This window comes from Pirellulales bacterium, from assembly GCA_019636345.1.
Classification (GTDB): domain Bacteria; phylum Planctomycetota; class Planctomycetia; order Pirellulales; family Lacipirellulaceae.
In genome coordinates this window covers 252,190-269,939 of record JAHBXQ010000003.1, presented here as the reverse complement: position 1 = coordinate 269,939, position 17,750 = coordinate 252,190, and the positions used below count along the sequence as shown (strand labels likewise).

The 17,750-nt window shown below is 66.3% G+C and carries 13 protein-coding genes; 4 read left to right on the top strand and 9 right to left on the bottom strand.

Translation table 11 applies throughout. From position 1 onward, the window contains the following. The 4 genes from KF688_08835 to KF688_08820 all read right to left on the bottom strand — a co-directional run bounded on the left by KF688_08835 (position 1) and on the right by KF688_08820 (position 6,104). The gene (locus KF688_08835) at positions 1-1,866 is read right to left on the bottom strand and encodes an ABC transporter ATP-binding protein (GenBank protein MBX3425771.1); all 1,866 of its coding nucleotides are present in this window, start codon (positions 1,864-1,866) and stop codon (positions 1-3) included. Between the two features lie 189 nt (positions 1,867-2,055). After that, the gene (locus tag KF688_08830) at positions 2,056-3,144 is read right to left on the bottom strand and encodes an ABC transporter permease (protein MBX3425770.1); all 1,089 of its coding nucleotides are present in this window, start codon (positions 3,142-3,144) and stop codon (positions 2,056-2,058) included. 18 nt (positions 3,145-3,162) lie between these two features. Beyond that, positions 3,163-4,149: an ABC transporter permease gene (locus KF688_08825; protein MBX3425769.1), complete on the bottom strand. Its 987-nt coding sequence runs from the start codon at positions 4,147-4,149 to the stop codon at positions 3,163-3,165. A gap of 128 nt (positions 4,150-4,277) precedes the next feature. After that, entirely contained in the window at positions 4,278-6,104 is a 1,827-nt protein-coding gene (locus tag KF688_08820; protein MBX3425768.1) for a peptide ABC transporter substrate-binding protein, read from the bottom strand. Positions 6,105-6,632: 528 nt separating this feature from the next. Between KF688_08820 and KF688_08815 the strand changes: the two genes are divergently transcribed. Further along, positions 6,633-10,520 (top strand): HEAT repeat domain-containing protein, encoded by a 3,888-nt coding sequence (locus tag KF688_08815; protein ID MBX3425767.1) that lies wholly within the window; start codon positions 6,633-6,635, stop codon positions 10,518-10,520. Between the two features lie 37 nt (positions 10,521-10,557). On the opposite strand, the gene KF688_08810 is transcribed toward KF688_08815, so the two are convergent. Further along, positions 10,558-11,043 (bottom strand): hypothetical protein, encoded by a 486-nt coding sequence (locus KF688_08810; GenBank protein MBX3425766.1) that lies wholly within the window; start codon positions 11,041-11,043, stop codon positions 10,558-10,560. Positions 11,044-11,093: 50 nt separating this feature from the next. Next, positions 11,094-11,603, bottom strand: a complete 510-nt coding sequence (locus KF688_08805) for a hypothetical protein (GenBank protein ID MBX3425765.1) — start codon at positions 11,601-11,603, stop codon at positions 11,094-11,096. Positions 11,604-11,805: 202 nt separating this feature from the next. Between KF688_08805 and KF688_08800 the strand changes: the two genes are divergently transcribed. Further along, complete coding sequence (locus KF688_08800) at positions 11,806-12,276, top strand: flagellar basal body-associated FliL family protein (protein MBX3425764.1); 471 nt, start codon at positions 11,806-11,808, stop codon at positions 12,274-12,276. Positions 12,277-12,396: 120 nt separating this feature from the next. Here KF688_08800 and KF688_08795 read toward each other — a convergent pair whose 3' ends face one another. Beyond that, positions 12,397-13,581: a hypothetical protein gene (locus KF688_08795; protein MBX3425763.1), complete on the bottom strand. Its 1,185-nt coding sequence runs from the start codon at positions 13,579-13,581 to the stop codon at positions 12,397-12,399. A gap of 410 nt (positions 13,582-13,991) precedes the next feature. Between KF688_08795 and KF688_08790 the strand changes: the two genes are divergently transcribed. Continuing rightward, positions 13,992-14,642, top strand: a complete 651-nt coding sequence (locus KF688_08790) for a hypothetical protein (protein ID MBX3425762.1) — start codon at positions 13,992-13,994, stop codon at positions 14,640-14,642. 89 nt (positions 14,643-14,731) lie between these two features. On the opposite strand, the gene KF688_08785 is transcribed toward KF688_08790, so the two are convergent. Continuing rightward, the gene (locus KF688_08785) at positions 14,732-15,286 is read right to left on the bottom strand and encodes a DUF1579 domain-containing protein (protein MBX3425761.1); all 555 of its coding nucleotides are present in this window, start codon (positions 15,284-15,286) and stop codon (positions 14,732-14,734) included. A gap of 286 nt (positions 15,287-15,572) precedes the next feature. On the opposite strand from KF688_08785, the gene KF688_08780 reads away from it, so the two are divergent. Then, entirely contained in the window at positions 15,573-16,742 is a 1,170-nt protein-coding gene (locus KF688_08780; protein MBX3425760.1) for a DegT/DnrJ/EryC1/StrS family aminotransferase, read from the top strand. Between the two features lie 304 nt (positions 16,743-17,046). Here the strand turns inward: KF688_08780 and KF688_08775 are convergent, their stop codons facing one another. Further along, positions 17,047-17,577, bottom strand: coding sequence for an HYExAFE family protein (locus tag KF688_08775; GenBank protein MBX3425759.1), 531 nt, complete (start codon positions 17,575-17,577; stop codon positions 17,047-17,049). Positions 17,578-17,750: the final 173 nt, after the last annotated feature.

Sequence of the window (17,750 nt, the reverse complement as noted above, 5' to 3'; positions counted from 1 at the left end):
TCACGTCGCTTGCACTTGTCGCATCGCTTCGCGCGCCTTCGCCAGCTTGCGGATGTGCTCCAGGTCGTCGTTCGGGGTCGCGCTGATCAGCTTGCGAGTGTACTCCTCGCGGGGGGCCGCGTAGATCGATTCGCTCGGGCCGAACTCGACGATCTTGCCTTCGTTCATCACGGCCATCATGTCGGCCATGAACTTCACGACGCTCAGATCGTGGCTGATGAAGATGTAGGTCAGCTTGCGGGTCTCCTGCAGCTTCTTCAGCAGGTTGAGCACCTGGGCCTGCACCGACACGTCGAGGGCCGAGACCGATTCGTCGCAGACGATGAACTCCGGCTCGACGGCCAGGGCCCGGGCGATGCAGATTCGTTGCCGCTGGCCGCCGGAAAACTCGTGCGGATAGCGGCGCAGGTAGTCGGGGCTCAGCCCGACCTCATCAAGCAGGGCGGCCGCCTTGGCTCGTCGGTCGGCCCGGCCGGCGCCCAGTCCGAGGATGACCATCGGCTCGGTGACCGCCGCCTCGACCGTCATCCGCGGGTTGAGCGACCCGTACGGGTCCTGGAAGATGATCTGCAACCTGCTGCGCATCGTGCGCATCTCGCTGCGGGAGAGCTTGGCGAGGTCGACGCCGTGGTAGCGCACGGCTCCGCCAGTCGGGTCGATGAGTCGCAGAATCGCCCGACCAGTGGTCGTCTTGCCGCAGCCGCTTTCGCCGACGAGCCCGAGGGTCTGCCCGGGATAGACGCGAAAGCTGACCCCGTCGACCGCCTTAATGTGCCGGACGACGCGCGAGAACACCCCGCGGCGCACAGGGAAGTGGACCTCCAGGTTCTCGACTTCCAGGATCGGCGTCGTCCCCTCGGCCACGGCGGTCGCGTCGGGGGGATGCCCTGCGTCCTCCCAGGGATGCCCCATGGCCGTCAGTTCGCTCAGCGGATGAAGCAACCGACCGCGACCTTGCGTGCGGAGTTGTTCGAGCCGCTCCGCCGTGAGTTGCTTCTCGGTGACGACCGGCTTGCCGTCGACAGTCGCCACGTCCATAAAGTCGGACACGGTCGGCAGCAGCTTGTAGGGGGTGTCGAGCCGCGGCCGGCAGGCGAGCAGGCCCTTGGTGTAGGGGTGCTTGGGGTTCTCGAAGATTTCGAGCACGGGGCCGTACTCGACCTCCTCGCCGCGGAACATCACCAACACGTCGTCGGCGATCTCGGCGATGACCCCCAGGTCGTGCGTGATGAACAAGATCGCCATGCCGCGCTGGTCGCGCAGGTTGCGGAGGATGTCGAGAATCTGCGCCTGGATCGTCACGTCGAGGGCCGTGGTCGGCTCGTCGGCGATCAGCAGCTTGGGATTGCAGGAGAGGGCCATCGCGATCATCACGCGCTGCTTCTGCCCTCCCGACATCTGATGGGGATAGGCGTCGACGCGTTCTTCGGGGTCGGGGATGCCCACCTCGCGGAAGAGCTGGATCGTCTTGACCCGGGCCTCGGACTTGGTCGTCTTTTGATGCAGGATGATCGCCTCGGCGACTTGGCTTCCCACGGTGAACACCGGGTTGAGCGAGGTCATCGGCTCCTGAAAGATCATGCTGACGTCCTTGCCCCGGATGCCGCGCATGGCGGGTTCGGGGAGGCCGACAAGCTCGCGACCCAGCAGGGCGATCTTGCTGCCGGGCTCGACTTTCGCCGAGGAGGAGAGCAGTTGCATGATCGACAGCGAGGTGACGCTCTTGCCCGAGCCGCTCTCGCCGACGATCCCCAGAGTGCGCCCGGGGTCGATGCGAAACGTCACCCCGTCGACCGCGCGGACGATCCCCTCGTCGGTGTGAAAGTGGGTCCGCAGATCGGCGACGTCAAGTACGGCAGGCATTATGGAAATCACGAAAGGTTTGGCGGCAAAGGGCTCGGAATTTTCGACCGCAAAGGCAGGACGTCGTTTGACGAAGGACTCCAGAAGCAAGAACCACGGAGGACTGGGTTTCGCGGAGGGGGCGATCGAGCGTCAGCGTACGTTTCGCCGCCAGGCGCTGATGTTCGCCTTGGCGATGTCTTCGTGGAAGCGTCAGTGGCTGTCTTGCCGCAAGCGGGGGTCGGTGGCTTCTTGGAGGCCTTCGCCGATGAGGTTGTAGGCCAGCACGGTCAGGAAGATCGCGACGCCGGGGTAGACGATCAACCACCACATTTTTTCGATGTCGGCGCGGCCCGACTGCAGCAGCGTTCCCCAACTGGGGTTCGGGGGCGAGGCGCCGAACCCCAGGAAGCTCAGACTCGACTCGAGCAGGATCGCCGAGGCGATGCCGAAGCTGATCGGCACGAGCACCGGGGCCAGCGCGTTGCGCAACAGGTGCAGGAACATGATCCGCAGCGGCGAGGCGCCCAGCGCCCGCGCGGCCGAGACGAACTCCATTTGTTTGAGTTTGAGAAATTCGGCCCGGGTGAGTCGGGCGATGCCGGTCCAGCTCACCGAGCCGATGACCGCCATCAGGTGCCAGTTCGTCACGTTGTCGAGAAACGCCACCAGCACTAGGATGAGCACCAAGGTCGGGATGCACATGACCACCTCGGTGAGCCGGCTGACGAGCATGTCGACCCACCCGCCCAGATAACCTCCCAGCGCCCCGAGCGTGATGCCGACCGCCGCGGCGATGCCCATCGAGACGAACCCGACGCTCACGGCGATCTGCGTGCCGTGGATCATCTGGGCGAACACATCGTACCCCTCGCGGGTCGTGCCGAACCAGTTGAGCCGGCTGGGCGCCCCGTCGGCGCCAAAGGGGTTGCCCGGGTGATCGGGCCAATCTCCCTTGCGGACCCGTCGGTAGGGGTCCTGATACACCAGCGGCCACACGGCCCAGCTCTCCTTGTCGCGCCGCGGCAAATTGCTGGCATAGACGGGATAGACGCGGTCCTTGCGAAAGACGGGGTTCTCCCACGAATCGACGTAGTAGCCGAAAAACGGGAAGTAGAGCTCGCCCTTGTACCGACAGACGATCGGCTTGGTCCCGACGATCAGCGGGGCCGCGGCCGCAACCAGCACCAACAGGGCGACGAATCCCAACGCGAGCATGCTCAGCCGCCGGCGGCGAAACCGGGACCACGTCTCGCGCCAAAAACCGGGCGACTTCGGCGGCTGATGCGTCGGGCTGCTCATGGGCGAGGGCGAATGTCGTTATTGATAACTGACGCGCGGATCGACGACGGCGTACAACACGTCGGCCAGAAGTTGCCCGACGAGCGTGAGTACGCTGAACATGAGCGTCAGGCCCATCACGACGTTGTAGTCGTGCTGTTTGATCGCGTCGAAGTAGAGCTGGCCCATTCCGGGCCACGCGAAGACCTGCTCGAGGATGACCGCCCCGCTCAGCAGGGTCGGCAACGTCATTCCCAGCATGGTCACCAGGGGAATGAGCGTGTTGCGGAACGCGTGGCGCCACAGCACGGCCCGGGGCCCGACCCCCTTGGCCTTGGCCGTACGGATGTAGTCCTGGCGGACCACTTCCTGCATGTTCGCGCGAATGAAGCGCGAATCGTACGCGAGCGCCCCGTACGTAAAACAGACGATGGGCAGCGCGGCGTGTTGCATCACGTCGAACGCCTTGCCGAGCGTCGACAGATCGGCGTAGTTGTCGGACGTCATGCCGAACAGCGGCAGCCAGCCGAGCTTGACGTAAAACAACAGTTGCAAATAAAGCGCCGCGACGAACGCCGGCAGCGAGTAGAGCATGTACAACACGACGCTGACGCTCCGCTCGGCGAGCGTGCCGTCCTTGGCCGTGGCCCATAGCCCCAGCGGAATCGACAGCCCGTAAGCCAGCACAAGCGACGTGACCGACAGCAGCAAGGTCGCCGGCATGCGATCGACGATCAGCGACGTGACGCCGCGATTGTTGTTTTTGAACGAGATCCCCAAATCGCCGTGGAGAACGAGGTCCTTCAGCCACAGGACGTAGGCGACGTACCACTCTTTGTCGAGGTGGTACTGTTTTTCGTACAGCTTGCGCGCCTCTTCGGTGATCTGCTTGCTCGGGTTGAGATTCGCGGGGTCGGCCGTGATCGGCGACCCGGGCATCGCCCGGAGCAGCCCGTAGATGAGCGCCGTGATGAGCACCAGCGTGATCAGCCCGATGCCGATGCGGCGGATCAAGTATGCGGTCATGCCGGAGCGTTCTCAGCGATCGGGAAACAACCGTCGGCCAGATTCGCCGTCGGAGAAAGCCTCGTGCTTTGTCAGTTCAATTTTTTTGGCTGCGCTCAAGCACTCGCCGCGAGGACGACGAGCCCGCGTTACGGAACCGCTTGCGTCGCGTAGATCGCGTCAAACCCGGGGCTGTAATTGAACGGTCCCCGGGGGCTGAAGTTGTAGCCGCGCAAGCGCTTGTTGAACGCGAAGAACCCCGACCGGTAGAACAGCCACGTATAGGGCTGATCCTCCCACAGAAGATTGTGGATCCGTCCGTAAATCGCCGCACGTTTCTCGCGATCGAACTCCATCCGGCCTTGCTTGAACAGCTCGTCGACCTCGGAATTCGAGTAGCTCGTGTAATTGCGGGGCTGGTCTGTGGCGAAGATGTTCTCGTTCGAGTCGGGATCGGCTCCCGTGCCCCAGCCTCCCATGCAGGCGTCGAACTTTTTGTTCTGGGTGGCGTCGACCATCGCTGCGAACTCGGTCGGCTTGACATGGCAGACGACGCCGATCTGATCGAGGCAATCCTTCATGAGCGTCGCGGCCTGCAGACCCGTTTCGGTCGTGTAGGTCATCAGGACGAACTCGAACCGCACCAGCTTGCCGTCGATCATCTTGTCGCGAAAGCCGTCTCCGTCGTGATCGATCCAGCCGGCTTCGTCGAGCAGCTCCTCCGCCTTCACAAGATCCTGTTCGACCGGGTCGGGGCCGTCCTGCGGAAACATCCACGAGGACGGGTGGTAATTGCCGCGACTTTGCTCGTACAGGCCGCGACAAATGACGTTCAGCAGCTCGTCGTAATCAACCGCGTACGTCATCGCCCAGCGGACGCGGGGGTCGTTGAAATACGGGGTCTTCTGATTCCACATGAAATGGAACTCGGTCCACTCAGTGTCGTAAATCTTGGTGTTCTTGGCGTAAAACCGATCGTCGGTCGTTTGCGTCGACCATTGCTCAGGACGCAATTCCATCGAGTGGATGTCCCCTTCGCGGAGGGCGAGCAGGGCCGTATTGAGATCCTCGATCACCTTGACCCGCACTTCGGCAAAGTGAGGCTTGGGCCGCACCTGCTGGCCGTTGTGCATGTAATAGCTCTCGCGCCGACGGACGACGAACTCCTGCGCCTTGCGGCGGCTGGCGAACTCGTAGGGGCCGCACGTCACCGGCCGGTCCTCCAGCTCAGAGTGGCGCCGGCTCCGCTTCATCGACGGGTCTTCCTTCAACGACTCTTCGTACAAATGTTTCGGGAGCGCCGGGAAAAGAATGTTCTTGTAGGCGATCGCCGAGCGGTTCTTGTGAAAATAGACCAGCGTGCGATCGTCGTAGGCGACGACCGCCCTCAGCTGGTCGACTCCCTGGCGAATCGCGGGGATCACCAACAGCGGATGATCGGTCATGATCACCTTGAACGAGAACTCGAGGTCGTGCGCCGTGAGCGGCTGGCCGTCCGACCACGTCAGGTCGTCGCGGAGCACGATCATTTCCATCATGCCGTCGGCGCTGGAGCGCCACGACGCGAGCGAGTGCTTCGAGGCGAAAAACTCGAGCTGGTGATCGAAGTTCAAGGGGCTGAAGCCCGTCAAGTCGCCGAACTCGGCTTCGGTGACGCTGCTGGCGAACAGCGGGTTGGTGCTCCCCAAGTCTCCCGATACGTGCCGCACCACCTTGGCGGCGTAGTCGACGCCGGTCCCGTCCTCGGGAGCGAGTTGGCTCAGGGCGCCGAGGATCTTTCGATTGTTCTCCGGCGAGTCGTTGCGGAGCTTGAGCGCCTCGGCGGCGGAGACGAGCGGCGCCCCTTGCTCTTGCTTCGCGGCCCGCAACGCCGCGTCGGGGTCGACGACGGGATGCTCGACCCACTCGACGTTCTCGAGTTCCTCCCGCGACGGCGGATCGAACGGTTCCAGCGCATTGCCCAAGTTCCAAGGCATGCTCTCGTCGGCCGACGAGACTGAGGCTTTCGTCGCTTGCGCCAAGTCCGCCGCCGCGTTGGCGCCGAAGCTCGCGGAATCCCCCTCGGACGCGCCGTCCGCTTGCTCTTCGTCGGAGGGAGCAGCGTCAGCGGAGGTCTTCGGGGGGTCTTTGCTTTCCGGGAGCGCCTTCGAGGAGCAGCCGCCGACCAACGTCGTCGAAACCAGTAAAGCGACGGCAGCTAGCACGCGCCAGCCGCCGGGAGAGAGAACCTTCATCATGCAATCGCGGGGCGAGTCGCCGACGTCCCGGGGCCTCCTGCGGCAGAGGCGCGGTCAAGCCGGCGAAGTTGGCAAAGGAAAACGATTGGGCAAAGTGACCCGCCCAAGCAGGTGATCCTATCCCAGTCGTGCGAGGAGGGTCAATTCCAGTGGAGGGGGCGTCCTGCGAGGGGCTGCGAACCTCGCCTTGGTCGTTGCGGGCGGCGGCTGGTATGCTGGCGGGCTCGATTTCGGCTCGTTTCCAGGGAAGGTTCAACGGTGCGCGTCATGTCGGTTCTTGTCTTTCGTGCACAGCGGGCATGGTGCGCGCTGGCGACGGCGATCGTCGTGTTCTCGATCCTCGGCGCAGGCGTCCTGCACGCCGCGGAGGCGCAGTGGATCTGGTCCCCCGCGCACGAGAAGGACAAAGTCCCGCAGTCCGATTGCTTTTTCCGCAAGTCGTTTCGCGTGCAAGCCCCCGAGGGGGCGTTGCTCGCACTGACCGGCGACAACGTCCTCGAGGCCTACGTCAACGGCCGGCTGGTCGGCAAGTCGAGCGACTGGCGGCGGATGCAGCAGTGGGACGTCGCCAAACTGCTCCGCCCCGGGATGAACGTCATCGCCGTGCGGGTGTCCAATCTTGAACCCGGCGCTGCGGGGCTCGCCGGACAGTTGGTCGTGAAGGACCTCGGCGGATCGTGGGAATCGCTCCCCACCGACGGCTCCTGGCGAACCAGTGTGCGCGAGTTCGCCAATTGGACCCTCCCCGAGTTCCCGGACCGCGACTGGCTCTCCGCACGCAGCTTCGGCCGGCTGGGGGCGACTCTCCCCTGGGGGAACGAGGTCGTCTCCGCCGAACGGGGCGCCCGGTTCATCCTGTCCGAAGAGTTCGAGATCGAGCGGATCGCCCGCGACGAAGAGGTCGGCTCGCTGATCGCGATGACCTTCGACGCCCAGGGGGCGATGCTCGTGTCGCGCGAAGGGGGCCATCTGCTGCGGCTGGCCGACCGCGACGGCAACGGCGTCCCCGAGGAGGTGACCACCTACTGCGACAAGATCGAGAACGTGCAGGGAATCCTCGCCCTTGGCTCGCGGGTGTTCGTCACCGGCACGGGGCCGGAGGGCCCGGCGCTCTACCGCTTGCGCGACGCCAATCGCGACGGCAAAGCGGACGAGATCGTCAAGCTGATCGACTTCGCCGGCAGTCGAGGCGAGCATGGCGCCCACGCGGTGCGGCTGGGTCCCGACGGGTTGATCTACGTCCTCTTGGGCAACTTCGTTCGCGCCGCGGGGACCCCCGGCGAGCGCAGTCCCTACCGCAACTGGTACGAAGGGGATTTGATTCGGCCCAAGCACGAGGATCCGCGCGGGCACGCGGTCGGCATCCCGGCGCCCGGCGGCACGGTGATCCGCACCGACGCCGAGGGGAGTTTCGTCGAGACCGTGGCCGGGGGCTTGCGCAACTCCTACGACTTCGCGTTCAATCCGGCAGGCGAGCTGTTCACCTACGACGCCGACATGGAATGGGACCGCGGGGCGCCGTGGTATCGCCCCACGCGGGTCAACCATGTGACGATGGGCGCCGAGATGGGCTGGCGCAGCGGTTGGTCGAAGTGGCCCGAGTACCACTTCGACAGCCTGCCCGCCGCTTGGGAGGTGGGGGTCGGTTCGCCGACCGGCGTCGAATTCTACGACCATACGGCCTATCCCGAGGCGTTCCGCGGCGTGATGTTCGCCTGCGACTGGGCGACGGGGCGGATCTACGCGGTGACCTTGGAACGCCAAGGGGCGACGTACGAAGCCGAGGGGGTCGAGTTCCTCGAAGGCCGGCCGCTGAACGCAACCGACTGCGCCGTGGGGCCGGACGGAGCGCTGTACTTCTGCACGGGAGGCCGCGGCACCGACGGCGGGGTGTACCGCGTTCGTTACAAGGGCCCGAACGGGGGCGTCGCGCTCGGCTCCGATTCGCCGGTCGAGCAGGCGATCGCCCAGCCGCAGCTTGACGCCGACTGGGCCCGGGCGGCCATCGCCCGGTTCAAGCACGCCGCCGGCGACACGTGGGGCCCGGGGCTCGCGGCGGTCGCCGGAGACGCTCGTCGCAAAACGACCGATCGCCTGCGCGCGATCGACCTGATGGTGTTCTTCGGCCCGAAGCCGAACGAGGACCTGCTCGTCGCGCTGGTTCACGACCAGGAGCCGGAACTCCGCGCTCGCGCGGCGCGACATGTCGCGGGGGCGAACATTTCCGCAAGCGCCCTTGCTCGACGAACCGTGCGCGAAGGCGTGCCGTTTCGGCAGAGCGGAGCCGCCGCGAACGCCGACTTCCAACTGCTTGCGCAGCTTGCCTCCGACCGCGATGCGCTGGTCCGGCGGGCCGCGTGCGAGGCGATCGCCCGTTGGGACGGTGCGCAACCGGACCTGGTCCTGCCGCTGCTGGCCGACGAGGATCGGTTTGTCCGGTTCGCCGCGATGCGGGCCCTGCAGCAGATGCCGGTCCGGGACTGGGCCGCCGCGGCGCTCAAGCAAACCGAACCGACGCCGTTCTGCTACGGCGTGGCGGCGCTGTTGGCCGTGGATCACCCGCCGGCCACGTGCAAGGCGGCGTTGCAGCGGGCGCTGCCGCTGCTGGAACCCTCGACCCGCGGCTCGCGACTCACCGACGACCAGCGGCTCAACGTGCTGCGGCTGATCGAAATCGCGCTGGAGTTCGGCCAGTTCGTCCCCGAGTCGAGCGAAGCGCAGCAAGTCGCCGCGACGCTCGCGCCCTTGTACCCGACGAGCGACGTCCGGGCGAACCGCGAGCTAGTGCGGCTATTGGTTCACGTGCAGGCGCCGCAGGCCGCGGCCAAGTTCGCTGCACAGCTTGAACAACCCGATCAGCCGTACGAGGACAAGCTGCAGATCCTCGCCTACGCCCCGCGATTGGCGGTCGGCTGGACCACCGCGTCGAAGCTGGCCCTGATGCGAGGTCTGGAGGAGGCGCGCACGGTCGAGGCCGGCTACAGCGTTTCGGCATACGTCGAACTGTTCGCCCGCGAGTTTTTCGACAAGCTCACCCTGCCCGAGCGGCGGCAGATCATCGCCCAGGGCGAGCAATGGCCCGCCTCGGCGCTCTCGGCCCTGGCCAGCCTGCCCGAGCATCCGGGCGACGACGTGCTGGCCGAGGTCCGGGCGCTCGACGGCCGGGTCGCCCCGCGCTGTGCGGAGAGCAACGCCCACCGCCGGTTGCGGGTGGCGATCATCGCCGTTCTGGGAGGAGCCGACGATGCGACTTCGCTGGCCCACTTGCGGCGTATTTTCCGCGACGAGCCCGAGTATCGCGACGCCGCGGCAATGAGCCTCACCCAGCACCCGCAGGGGGAGAGCTGGCCGCTGTTGGTCGAGTCGCTTCGTACGGCCGAGAGTCCCGCGGCCGAAGCGATCATGGAGGCGCTCGTCGGGGTCGACGAGCGGCCCACGGAAGCGCCGCCGTACCGTGACGCGATCCTCACGGGCATGCGACTGCAGGGGAACGCGGCCGCCGCGGCCGATTCGCTGTTGGCGCACTGGGCGGGGCAGGTTGTCACGGCGAGCGCGGCGGATCCCGCGCGGGCCTTGGTCGCCTGGCAGCAGTGGTACGCAAAGCGGTTTCCCGACGCCCCGCCGGCCGAACTCCCCGCCGACGCGGGCCGCGACAAATGGAGCTTCGACGAACTGGCGATGTTCCTCGCCAGCGACGCCGGGAAAACCGGCAGCGCCGAGCGGGGCGCCGCGGCGTTCGTCAAAGCCCAGTGCGCAAGCTGTCACCGCTGCGGGGCAAGGGGCGAGACGATCGGACCCGACCTGACCGCCGTCGCCCGTCGGTTCCAACAGAAGGAGATTCTGCAGTCGATCGTCTACCCGTCGCACGTCATCTCGGACCAATACGCCAGCAAAGTCGTCATCGCCAACGGCAAGAGCTACGCGGGGATGGTCGTGCCCCTTGGCGCCGCAGGAGTGAAGGTGCTGCTGTCCAACGGCCAGCAAACGACGATCCCGCACGACGAAATCGACGACGTCCAGCCGAGCAATCTCTCGGCGATGCCGACGGGGCTGCTCAACGCACTGACGCTGGAAGAGGTCGCCGACCTGTTCGCCTACCTCGCGGCAGGGGGCGAACCGAATTTGGCCGAGCGTGCCGGCGGGGCGACGCGGTAGCGACGCTCGTCGCACCGCAGCCCATGGAACCGCCCGCTCAGTCGTCGCCGAGCGAGAAGTCGGTCATCAGCACCTCGCTCACCGGGACGCCGGGAAGCGTGCGCCGGATGCGGCCCCGGATCAGACGCTGCAACTGATCGAGGGTCGGCTCGACGAAGTCTTTGCTTTCGGCGAGCCGGACGGCGATGATCGCCTGATCGCGAAGCCGGTTCGTCCAGTGCCGCAACCGCTCGCGGGTCAGCTCGCTCGTCTCGGGGGCGAACACGACCGCCACGGAGAACCGCAGGTCGGGCGTCTCGTTGCGCGTCGGGCGCCAATCGCGCACATGGAAGTCCCCCAGGTCGAGCGTAAACGGCTTGGGCCGGTTTTCAGCGGAGTTCTGCTCGCCGGCGCCCTGTTGTTTGTTCGACGCCGCCGTTTGCGCCGCCGCGCAGCGATCTCCCCCGCCGAACGTCGCCGCGCAGGCGAACGTCGCCAGCAGCAAGGTCCGCAACAAATTCGCCGGGCAAACAGATCGTGTCATTCGTCTTGGGCGGGCTAGAGATCGCTGGAAGCCGGCACCGCCGGACGACGTCACAGCACGTCTTCTTTGTACTTGTCGACGATCAATCCGCGCACCCGATTCTCGCCCAACAGCGGCCGTGCCATGTCCATCAGTCGCGACTTCAGGGCCGAGAGTCGCGGGTCGGCGAGCTCTTCGTGAGTCGTCATTCGGCAAATGCGGATCACCGAATCGCGGAACGGGCCGTCGTAGCGGTCGAGCGCATCGCGAAGGGCGGATTCGTTCTCGGGACTGGTCTCGGCGAACAGCTCGAACTGCACGCGCATCCAGACGGGGGGATCGCCGAGCGCCGATTCGCCGACCCGGATCGCAATCGGAACGCGAAACTGGCCGAGCGGCACGAGGGCGACCGACTCGAGCGGCGCCTCGAACTCCAGCTCGCGCAGGTAGTCGCCCAGCACCGTCTCATGCGATCCCCCGCAGCCGCTCACGGCCGACAGGCACGCGAGGACCAGCCCGAACCGCACGGCGCGAAGGCCGGACGACGTCGCTGCGGAACGAACAGTCGCGGAGGTCGTCATGGCAAGGCGCCGTTTGTCGCGATTGTACGGAGCGGAACGCGGCTTTCGCCGACAGGGAAATCATAGGTCGCGGCCAGACCCCGCGACGGGCAAGCTAGGTTTTCTCTGCGGGGCGATGGCGCCGGAGGGGCGACCGCGAGCGGATGCTGCGCCCCCTGCAACCGCGCTCGTACCATTCGTACCGTCCGCACCGGTTATGGCGATGATCGACACCCCAGCGACGCCCGACGACGCCCGGACCCGCAGTCCACGGACCGCGGTCGCCTGCGTCCTGCTGGTCGGACTTGCCGCGGGGTGCTACGACGCTCAGGCCTTGACCCAGGCGAAGCGCGAACAAGCCGAGCGGATGCGGCTCGAAGACGTCGACCTGGGCAAGTACCGGATCACGCTCCCCAAGCTCCCCCATGCACCGGTCGGGGGAGTCGTCGACTTCCACGCCTTCGGCCAAGTCCCCAACCGCAATCGCAAGGCGGTCGAGAAAGAAATCAAGCAAGGGGACGCGGTGCTCCGCAATCGAATGCTGATCGCCGTCCGGACGCTTACGCATGCCGACGTCGAGGACCCCGAACTGACCAACCTCCGCGAAAAGATCGCCAAGGTCGTCAATTCGTCGCTCAACACCGACGCCGTCAAAGGGGTCGGCTTCTACGACCTCCGCTTCAGCGTGCTGTGACCTCCGCCGCGATCGGGGGGGGGCGAATCGACAGCGACTCTCTCGACCCGCAGCGCAGAGCGCGACTCGCCTTCAAGAAGCTTGCGTGCAAAGACGCGAGGCGCAATCAAGCGCAATCCGCTAACGCTGGATCTTGAGCCCCGGGATCGCCGCTTTGAGTTTGTCGATCGCCCCGGCCGAGACTGACGTTTGCGACAGTCCGAGCGTCTTGAGCTTCTTGAGACCCGCGAGTTTCGCGACGCCGGCGTCGCCGACCATCGTGTTGTCGAGATTCAGATGCTCAAGCGCCTCCATCTGGGCGACATGATCGAGCGCATCGTCGTCGGCATAGGTCGCCCACAAGTTCAGCCACCGCAGTTGAGGGAGCTTGGCCAAGTGCGCGAGCCCCGGCCCTTCGACCTCGGTTTCGCTGAGGTCGAGTTTGAACAACTGAGACATGCCGGCCAAGTTCTCGAGCCCGTCGTCGGAGACGAACGTGCCGCGGAGGTTGAGCTGCCGCATCTTGGAGAGCTTGGCGAGCGGCGCCAAGCCGTCGTTGTCGATGGGGACGCGCAGCAGGTTGAGGTCGTCGAGTTCCGTCAGCTCGGCGAGCTGCTGCATGCCGTCGTTGGTGAGCCGCGCGTCTTCGAGATGGAGTCCGCGAAGTCCGCGTCGGGTGGCGATCGTCGCGAGCCCTTTGTCGCTGATCGACGGGCTGCGCAGCTTCAAACTGACAAGCAGCGGCAAGTCGTCCACCACGCTCATCGCGCCGTCCGACAGCGTGCATCCCCGCAAGTCCAACAGGCGCAGCTTCTTCAGCGAGGTCAGCTTGGCGACCGCGTCGTCGTTGAATTTCGTGTACGGGGCCATGAGATGAGTCAAGTCGGCGAGCTTGGCGATCTGGTCCGCGCCGGCGCTGGTGAGCTGGGCCGAGCGGTGCAGATTGAGCTGCCGCAACTGCGGGAGTTCTGCGAGCGGCGCAAGACCCGCGTCGGTGACCGAGGTGTTCTCCAGGACGAGCGACTGCAGGTTCTTCGCCTGCGGCAACAGGGCGACGACCGCGTCGTCGATCTGGGCGCCCCACAGGGTCAGCGACTTGAGTTGCGGCTGGGCGACCGCGAGCGCCACGTCGGCGGCGGTCGCCTCGGCGTCCATGAAGTTGACGTCCACGACGGCCCCGGCGGCGTCGGCGGTCATCCGGCCGCGGAGTTCGGCGACCCGCGCCGCAAGATCGGCCGCGAAGGCTTCCGCGCCGCTGCCGAGGGGGAGCGACGAACAGAGCAGAGCGCTCAGGACAAGAGCATACGGCAGGCCAGGGATCGTCACGGTCGGGACCTCGGAGAAATCGTCATGGCGCCTGGGAGCCGCCGCGCTCCCGGACAAGTCCTGTAGTGTACGCAGAGCGGCAGGGGGCCGGCAACGCGCCGAAACCTGAGGTAGTGATGCCATTTGCCAAATTGAAGGGTGGCTGGGGTCGCAGCGCAGCGAAGCCCCCAGGATCCCCCTGGGGGCTCATTTCGTTCGACCCCAGCCACCCTTCCAAGTGCGCAAATGGTATCACTACCAAGCCTGACGCAGCATTCCCGATTGCTCGACCAAGCGAGCGCCGGCGCCACGCCCCGAGGACTTTGCCGGTCGCCGGGACTCGCTGCGGCGGGTTACACTGGCGCGTTGCCGCTTGAGGCGGCCGGTCGTTTCGGCCGCTTGCCCCCCTGCCCTCCTGTTTGCCGAGATCGATGAAACCCAGCCCCAAGAAACTCGCGGTCGCCGCGGCAGTCTGCTTCGCAGTCGTCCTCGCAGGCAGTCTGATCTTCCGCGGCGAGTACCCGACCGAACAAAGTTCGACGCGCTCGTTCACGCTGCCGGTCGATTTCACGACGGTCCGCAAGGTGCTCGTCCGCAAGGACGGCGCGAAGCAAATCATCGCGATGGGGGGCGACAGCGAGTTCGTCGAGCAGAAATGGAGCGCCATCGGCGGCGACGTCGAGTCGCTCAAACTTCTGGAGCCCGATTGGCGGCTCGAGTTGCACGGCACGCTCAAGGTGAAGACGCTCGACGACTACGTCGGGGAGCAGGTCGTCGCCCTGGCGCAGGACGTGACGATCACGGTCGACGAGCTCGACTCGAAAGTCGAGCTCAAAGAGGGGAGCGAGCGGCTGGCCGGGTACGCGATGCGGACCCAGTTCCGTCGCAGCGAAGAGGGAAAGACCGAAATCGAGCTGTCGCTCAAGCAGAAAATCGTGACCGACGCCCCCTGGTTCGCCCACGGCATCGCCGACCGCCGCGTCAAGGCGGCGGTCGAGAAGACCTTGGCGAACCAGGAGCGCGCGATCAGCGAGTTCATCGAGGCGAACAAGAACGACGTGCCGCTACTGCCGTTGCGGTGAACGGGGCGAGCGTTCGGCGCCAAGCCGCCGGCGTCAGGCGAGTCTGTCGCGAGCGGTTGGGCCGCGCCCCTGACCTCCGCCCTCTCGCCTCACTTTTTCCGCTTGTAGGTGATCTCCATCATCTTCCACGACTTGCCGGCGTCGTCCGGCGCAGAGTACATGACCGCCTGCTTCGTGTCGTCGTCGACGAAGGTCGTGACCATCTTGCTCGACTGCATCTCGCGGGTCATCGGGTCGCGAGCTTTGTAGGTCATCGTCAGGGCGTGTTTGTCGACGTCGTACTCCCCTTCGCCGATCGACATGTAGGGGGTCATCGTGTCGCACCACGTGCCGACGAACTTCTTGCTTTCGGGGTCGTAGCCCAGCATGCCGCGGCCCGCGAACTTTTGATCGCCGATCTCGCCGCTGAACTCGGTCTGCAGCCAGTAGTCCCCGAGCATTTTGCTGGTCTCGGTCGCCTTGCTCACGATCGGATCCGCGGCGGGGTCCATCCACATCTTGAACTCGCCTTCCCACTGGCCGACGTCGCGAGCCATTTGTTTGTGAGCCGGGCTCGCAGGGACCATGCCCGATTGGGCGACCGCGAGCGCCGCCGGGACGAGGGCCGCCAGCATGGCGGGCAATCGGACGGCAAGACGAGTCATGACGAGGCTCCTTGGTTCTGGGAACAGAGGGCATGCTAGCATGGGCGGCCGACGGCCACGTCGACGCCTGCATTATCCTCCGCTGGGCTCGCGGGACAACGGCCCGCACTCCCCCCACGCAGGGGAGGTCTCGAGCCCTGTTCCTGAGCCGCCTTGGCCGAGCTCTTGCCCCTACCGGCGCGGACTTGACCGCCCGCGACGCGAATCCTACCCTCCGCGCCCCGGTGCGACCGGCCGCTGCAGTCGCCTGATCCCTTGTTCCGCTTGCCGAAGGCGCTCCTTTGCCATGAATGCAATCCTCGCGACGACCCCCGTGCCCATGTTGGACGTCAATCGCCAGAACGCCCCGCTGCTGGGCGAGATGGAAGCGGCGATCGCCGAGGTTTGTCGTTCGGGCGCGTTCGTCCACGGCCCGGCGTGCCGGCAGTTGGAGAGCGAGATCGCCGACTACTGCGGCGCCGAGCACGCCGTCGGCTGCGCCTCGGGGAGCGACGCGCTCTTGTTGCCGCTCATGGCGCTGGAGATCGGCCCCGGCGACGAGGTGATCCTGCCGAGCTTCACCTTCTTTGCGACCGCCGGCGCCGTGGCGCGACTCGGCGCCACGCCGGTGTTCGCCGACATGACGCCCGACACGTTCAACATCGACCCGGCCGACGTGGCCCGCAAGATCACCGCGCGCACCAAGGCGATCATCCCCGTCCACCTGTTCGGCCAGTGCGCCGACATGGACGCCCTGGCCGACGTCGCGGGCACGATCCCCTTGATCGAGGACGCGGCCCAGGCCATCGGGGCCGAGCACCGCGGCCTGCGGGCCGGCTCGATCGGCTGGTGCGGTTGCCTGTCGTTCTACCCGACCAAGAATCTCGGCGGCTGCGGCGACGGGGGAATGATCACCACCAACGACGCCGATCTTGCGGCCAAGCTTCGCGTCCTCCGCGATCATGGCCAGCATCCGCGCTACCACCATTCGCTGGTGGGCGTCAACAGCCGGCTTGATTCGATCCAAGCGGCCGTGCTCAGCGTCAAGCTCCGGCGGCTCGACGCCTGGGCCCTGGGCCGGCGGGCGAACGCCGAGCGATACCTCGCCGCGGGAGATCGGTTCGCCTTCGCCCCCCAGATCGCGCTGCCGACGGTCGCCGACCGCTGCCTCAGCGTCTGGAACCAGTTCACGATCCGCGTCACGAGCCCCGACGGTTCCAGCCGCCGTCGCGACGAGTTGCAGCAGTTGTTCGCCGAACGGCAAATCGGCGCGGCGATCTACTATCCGGTCCCGCTCCATCTGCAGGAGTGCTTCCGCTCGCTCGGCTATCAACCCGGGAGCCTGCCCGAGTCGGAACGGGCGGCCCGCGAGGTGCTGAGCCTGCCGATCTACGGCGAGATGACCGCCGCGGAGCAGGAAGCCGTCATCGCGGCACTGGCGGAATTTTGTGCCGGAGCGCGACAACTCGCGGCATGACGAGACAGGGCGCAAGACGCCAGGGATTGAGGAGCGGACGGCAGTCCCCGGTCCTCCCCTTCAGAACGCGCCGCGTCAACTCCTTGCCTTCTCCCCTACTCCGTCGGCTTCCGAAAGTCCTTCTGCCGACCGCTGGGGCGCAGCGCTCCAAGCGAGCCGAGGATGATGCACAAGAGAACGATGGCCCATTGCATGGCGGCGCCGGTGAGAGTGAGTGACGGGTCGACGACTCGTGATTGACGGACAGAGAGCAAGGCGACATCCGCCCCTGCCGATCGCTCGTCACGAGTCGCCAATCACCACTCTAATTCCCCCCCGCCGGCGTGCCAAGCGGCAGCAGGGCAGCGAACGGGGCGGCGGACTCGCGGAACCGGGCCGTCGGCATCGCCACGGTTTGCCACTTGGGGGATAGCGTGCGGGCGAATCGCACGTAATCGGCCACCGGCACTGCGAGCATCGCGTATCGCCGGTCGCGGAACCAGAACAGTTCGTCGACCGGCAGGGGCGACCGCTCCCCGATCACCTCGTAGGCGAAGGCGAGCACCGCCAGCGCCCCGGGGCCGAACTGGTCCTGCCAACGGGCCATGCTCCGCAAATCGTCCCAAGTCGACCAGTTGCGCCAATACTGGGGCGACCGGACCCCGCTGGGAAATCGCCGGCCCTTCACGTCGACCAGCAGCATCCGCCCCTCGGCCGGGGTGACGACGAAGTCGACGCTCTTGAGCGACCCCCACGGCGAAACGCTTCGCCGCTGCTCGTTGACCGCCACGTACGGCGCACACTGCGCCTGCAGGTACGCTTCGAACGCGGCCTCATAATGATTTCGGCGTAGCATGAGAGAAGACGCGAGGGGTGACAATGACGGCGAGCCGCGGCGTCCTCGCCCGCGGCGCGTCCCAGCATACCGCATTCTACTCCGCACCTGCCGCCCCGCCGCAAGCGCGCCCAGCCCCGCACTGACAAAATCCGTCGGCGACCAAGCCGGTCATCCGCGGTTCGCTACAGACG

What these genes read in the sequence shown, in the direction of transcription:
- KF688_08830 (MBX3425770.1), bottom strand. Translation starts at nt 3,144, where the DNA reads ATGAGCAGCCCGACGCATCAGCCGCCGAAGTCGCCCGGTTTTTGGCGC.
- KF688_08825 (MBX3425769.1), bottom strand. Translation starts at nt 4,149, where the DNA reads ATGACCGCATACTTGATCCGCCGCATCGGCATCGGGCTGATCACGCTG.
- KF688_08820 (MBX3425768.1), bottom strand. Translation starts at nt 6,104, where the DNA reads ATGCCTTGGAACTTGGGCAATGCGCTGGAACCGTTCGATCCGCCGTCG.
- KF688_08815 (MBX3425767.1), top strand. Translation starts at nt 6,633, where the DNA reads ATGTCGGTTCTTGTCTTTCGTGCACAGCGGGCATGGTGCGCGCTGGCG.
- KF688_08810 (MBX3425766.1), bottom strand. Translation starts at nt 11,043, where the DNA reads ATGACACGATCTGTTTGCCCGGCGAATTTGTTGCGGACCTTGCTGCTG.
- KF688_08805 (MBX3425765.1), bottom strand. Translation starts at nt 11,603, where the DNA reads ATGACGACCTCCGCGACTGTTCGTTCCGCAGCGACGTCGTCCGGCCTT.
- KF688_08800 (MBX3425764.1), top strand. Translation starts at nt 11,806, where the DNA reads ATGATCGACACCCCAGCGACGCCCGACGACGCCCGGACCCGCAGTCCA.
- KF688_08790 (MBX3425762.1), top strand. Translation starts at nt 13,992, where the DNA reads ATGAAACCCAGCCCCAAGAAACTCGCGGTCGCCGCGGCAGTCTGCTTC.
- KF688_08785 (MBX3425761.1), bottom strand. Translation starts at nt 15,286, where the DNA reads ATGACTCGTCTTGCCGTCCGATTGCCCGCCATGCTGGCGGCCCTCGTC.
- KF688_08780 (MBX3425760.1), top strand. Translation starts at nt 15,573, where the DNA reads ATGAATGCAATCCTCGCGACGACCCCCGTGCCCATGTTGGACGTCAAT.
- KF688_08775 (MBX3425759.1), bottom strand. Translation starts at nt 17,577, where the DNA reads ATGCTACGCCGAAATCATTATGAGGCCGCGTTCGAAGCGTACCTGCAG.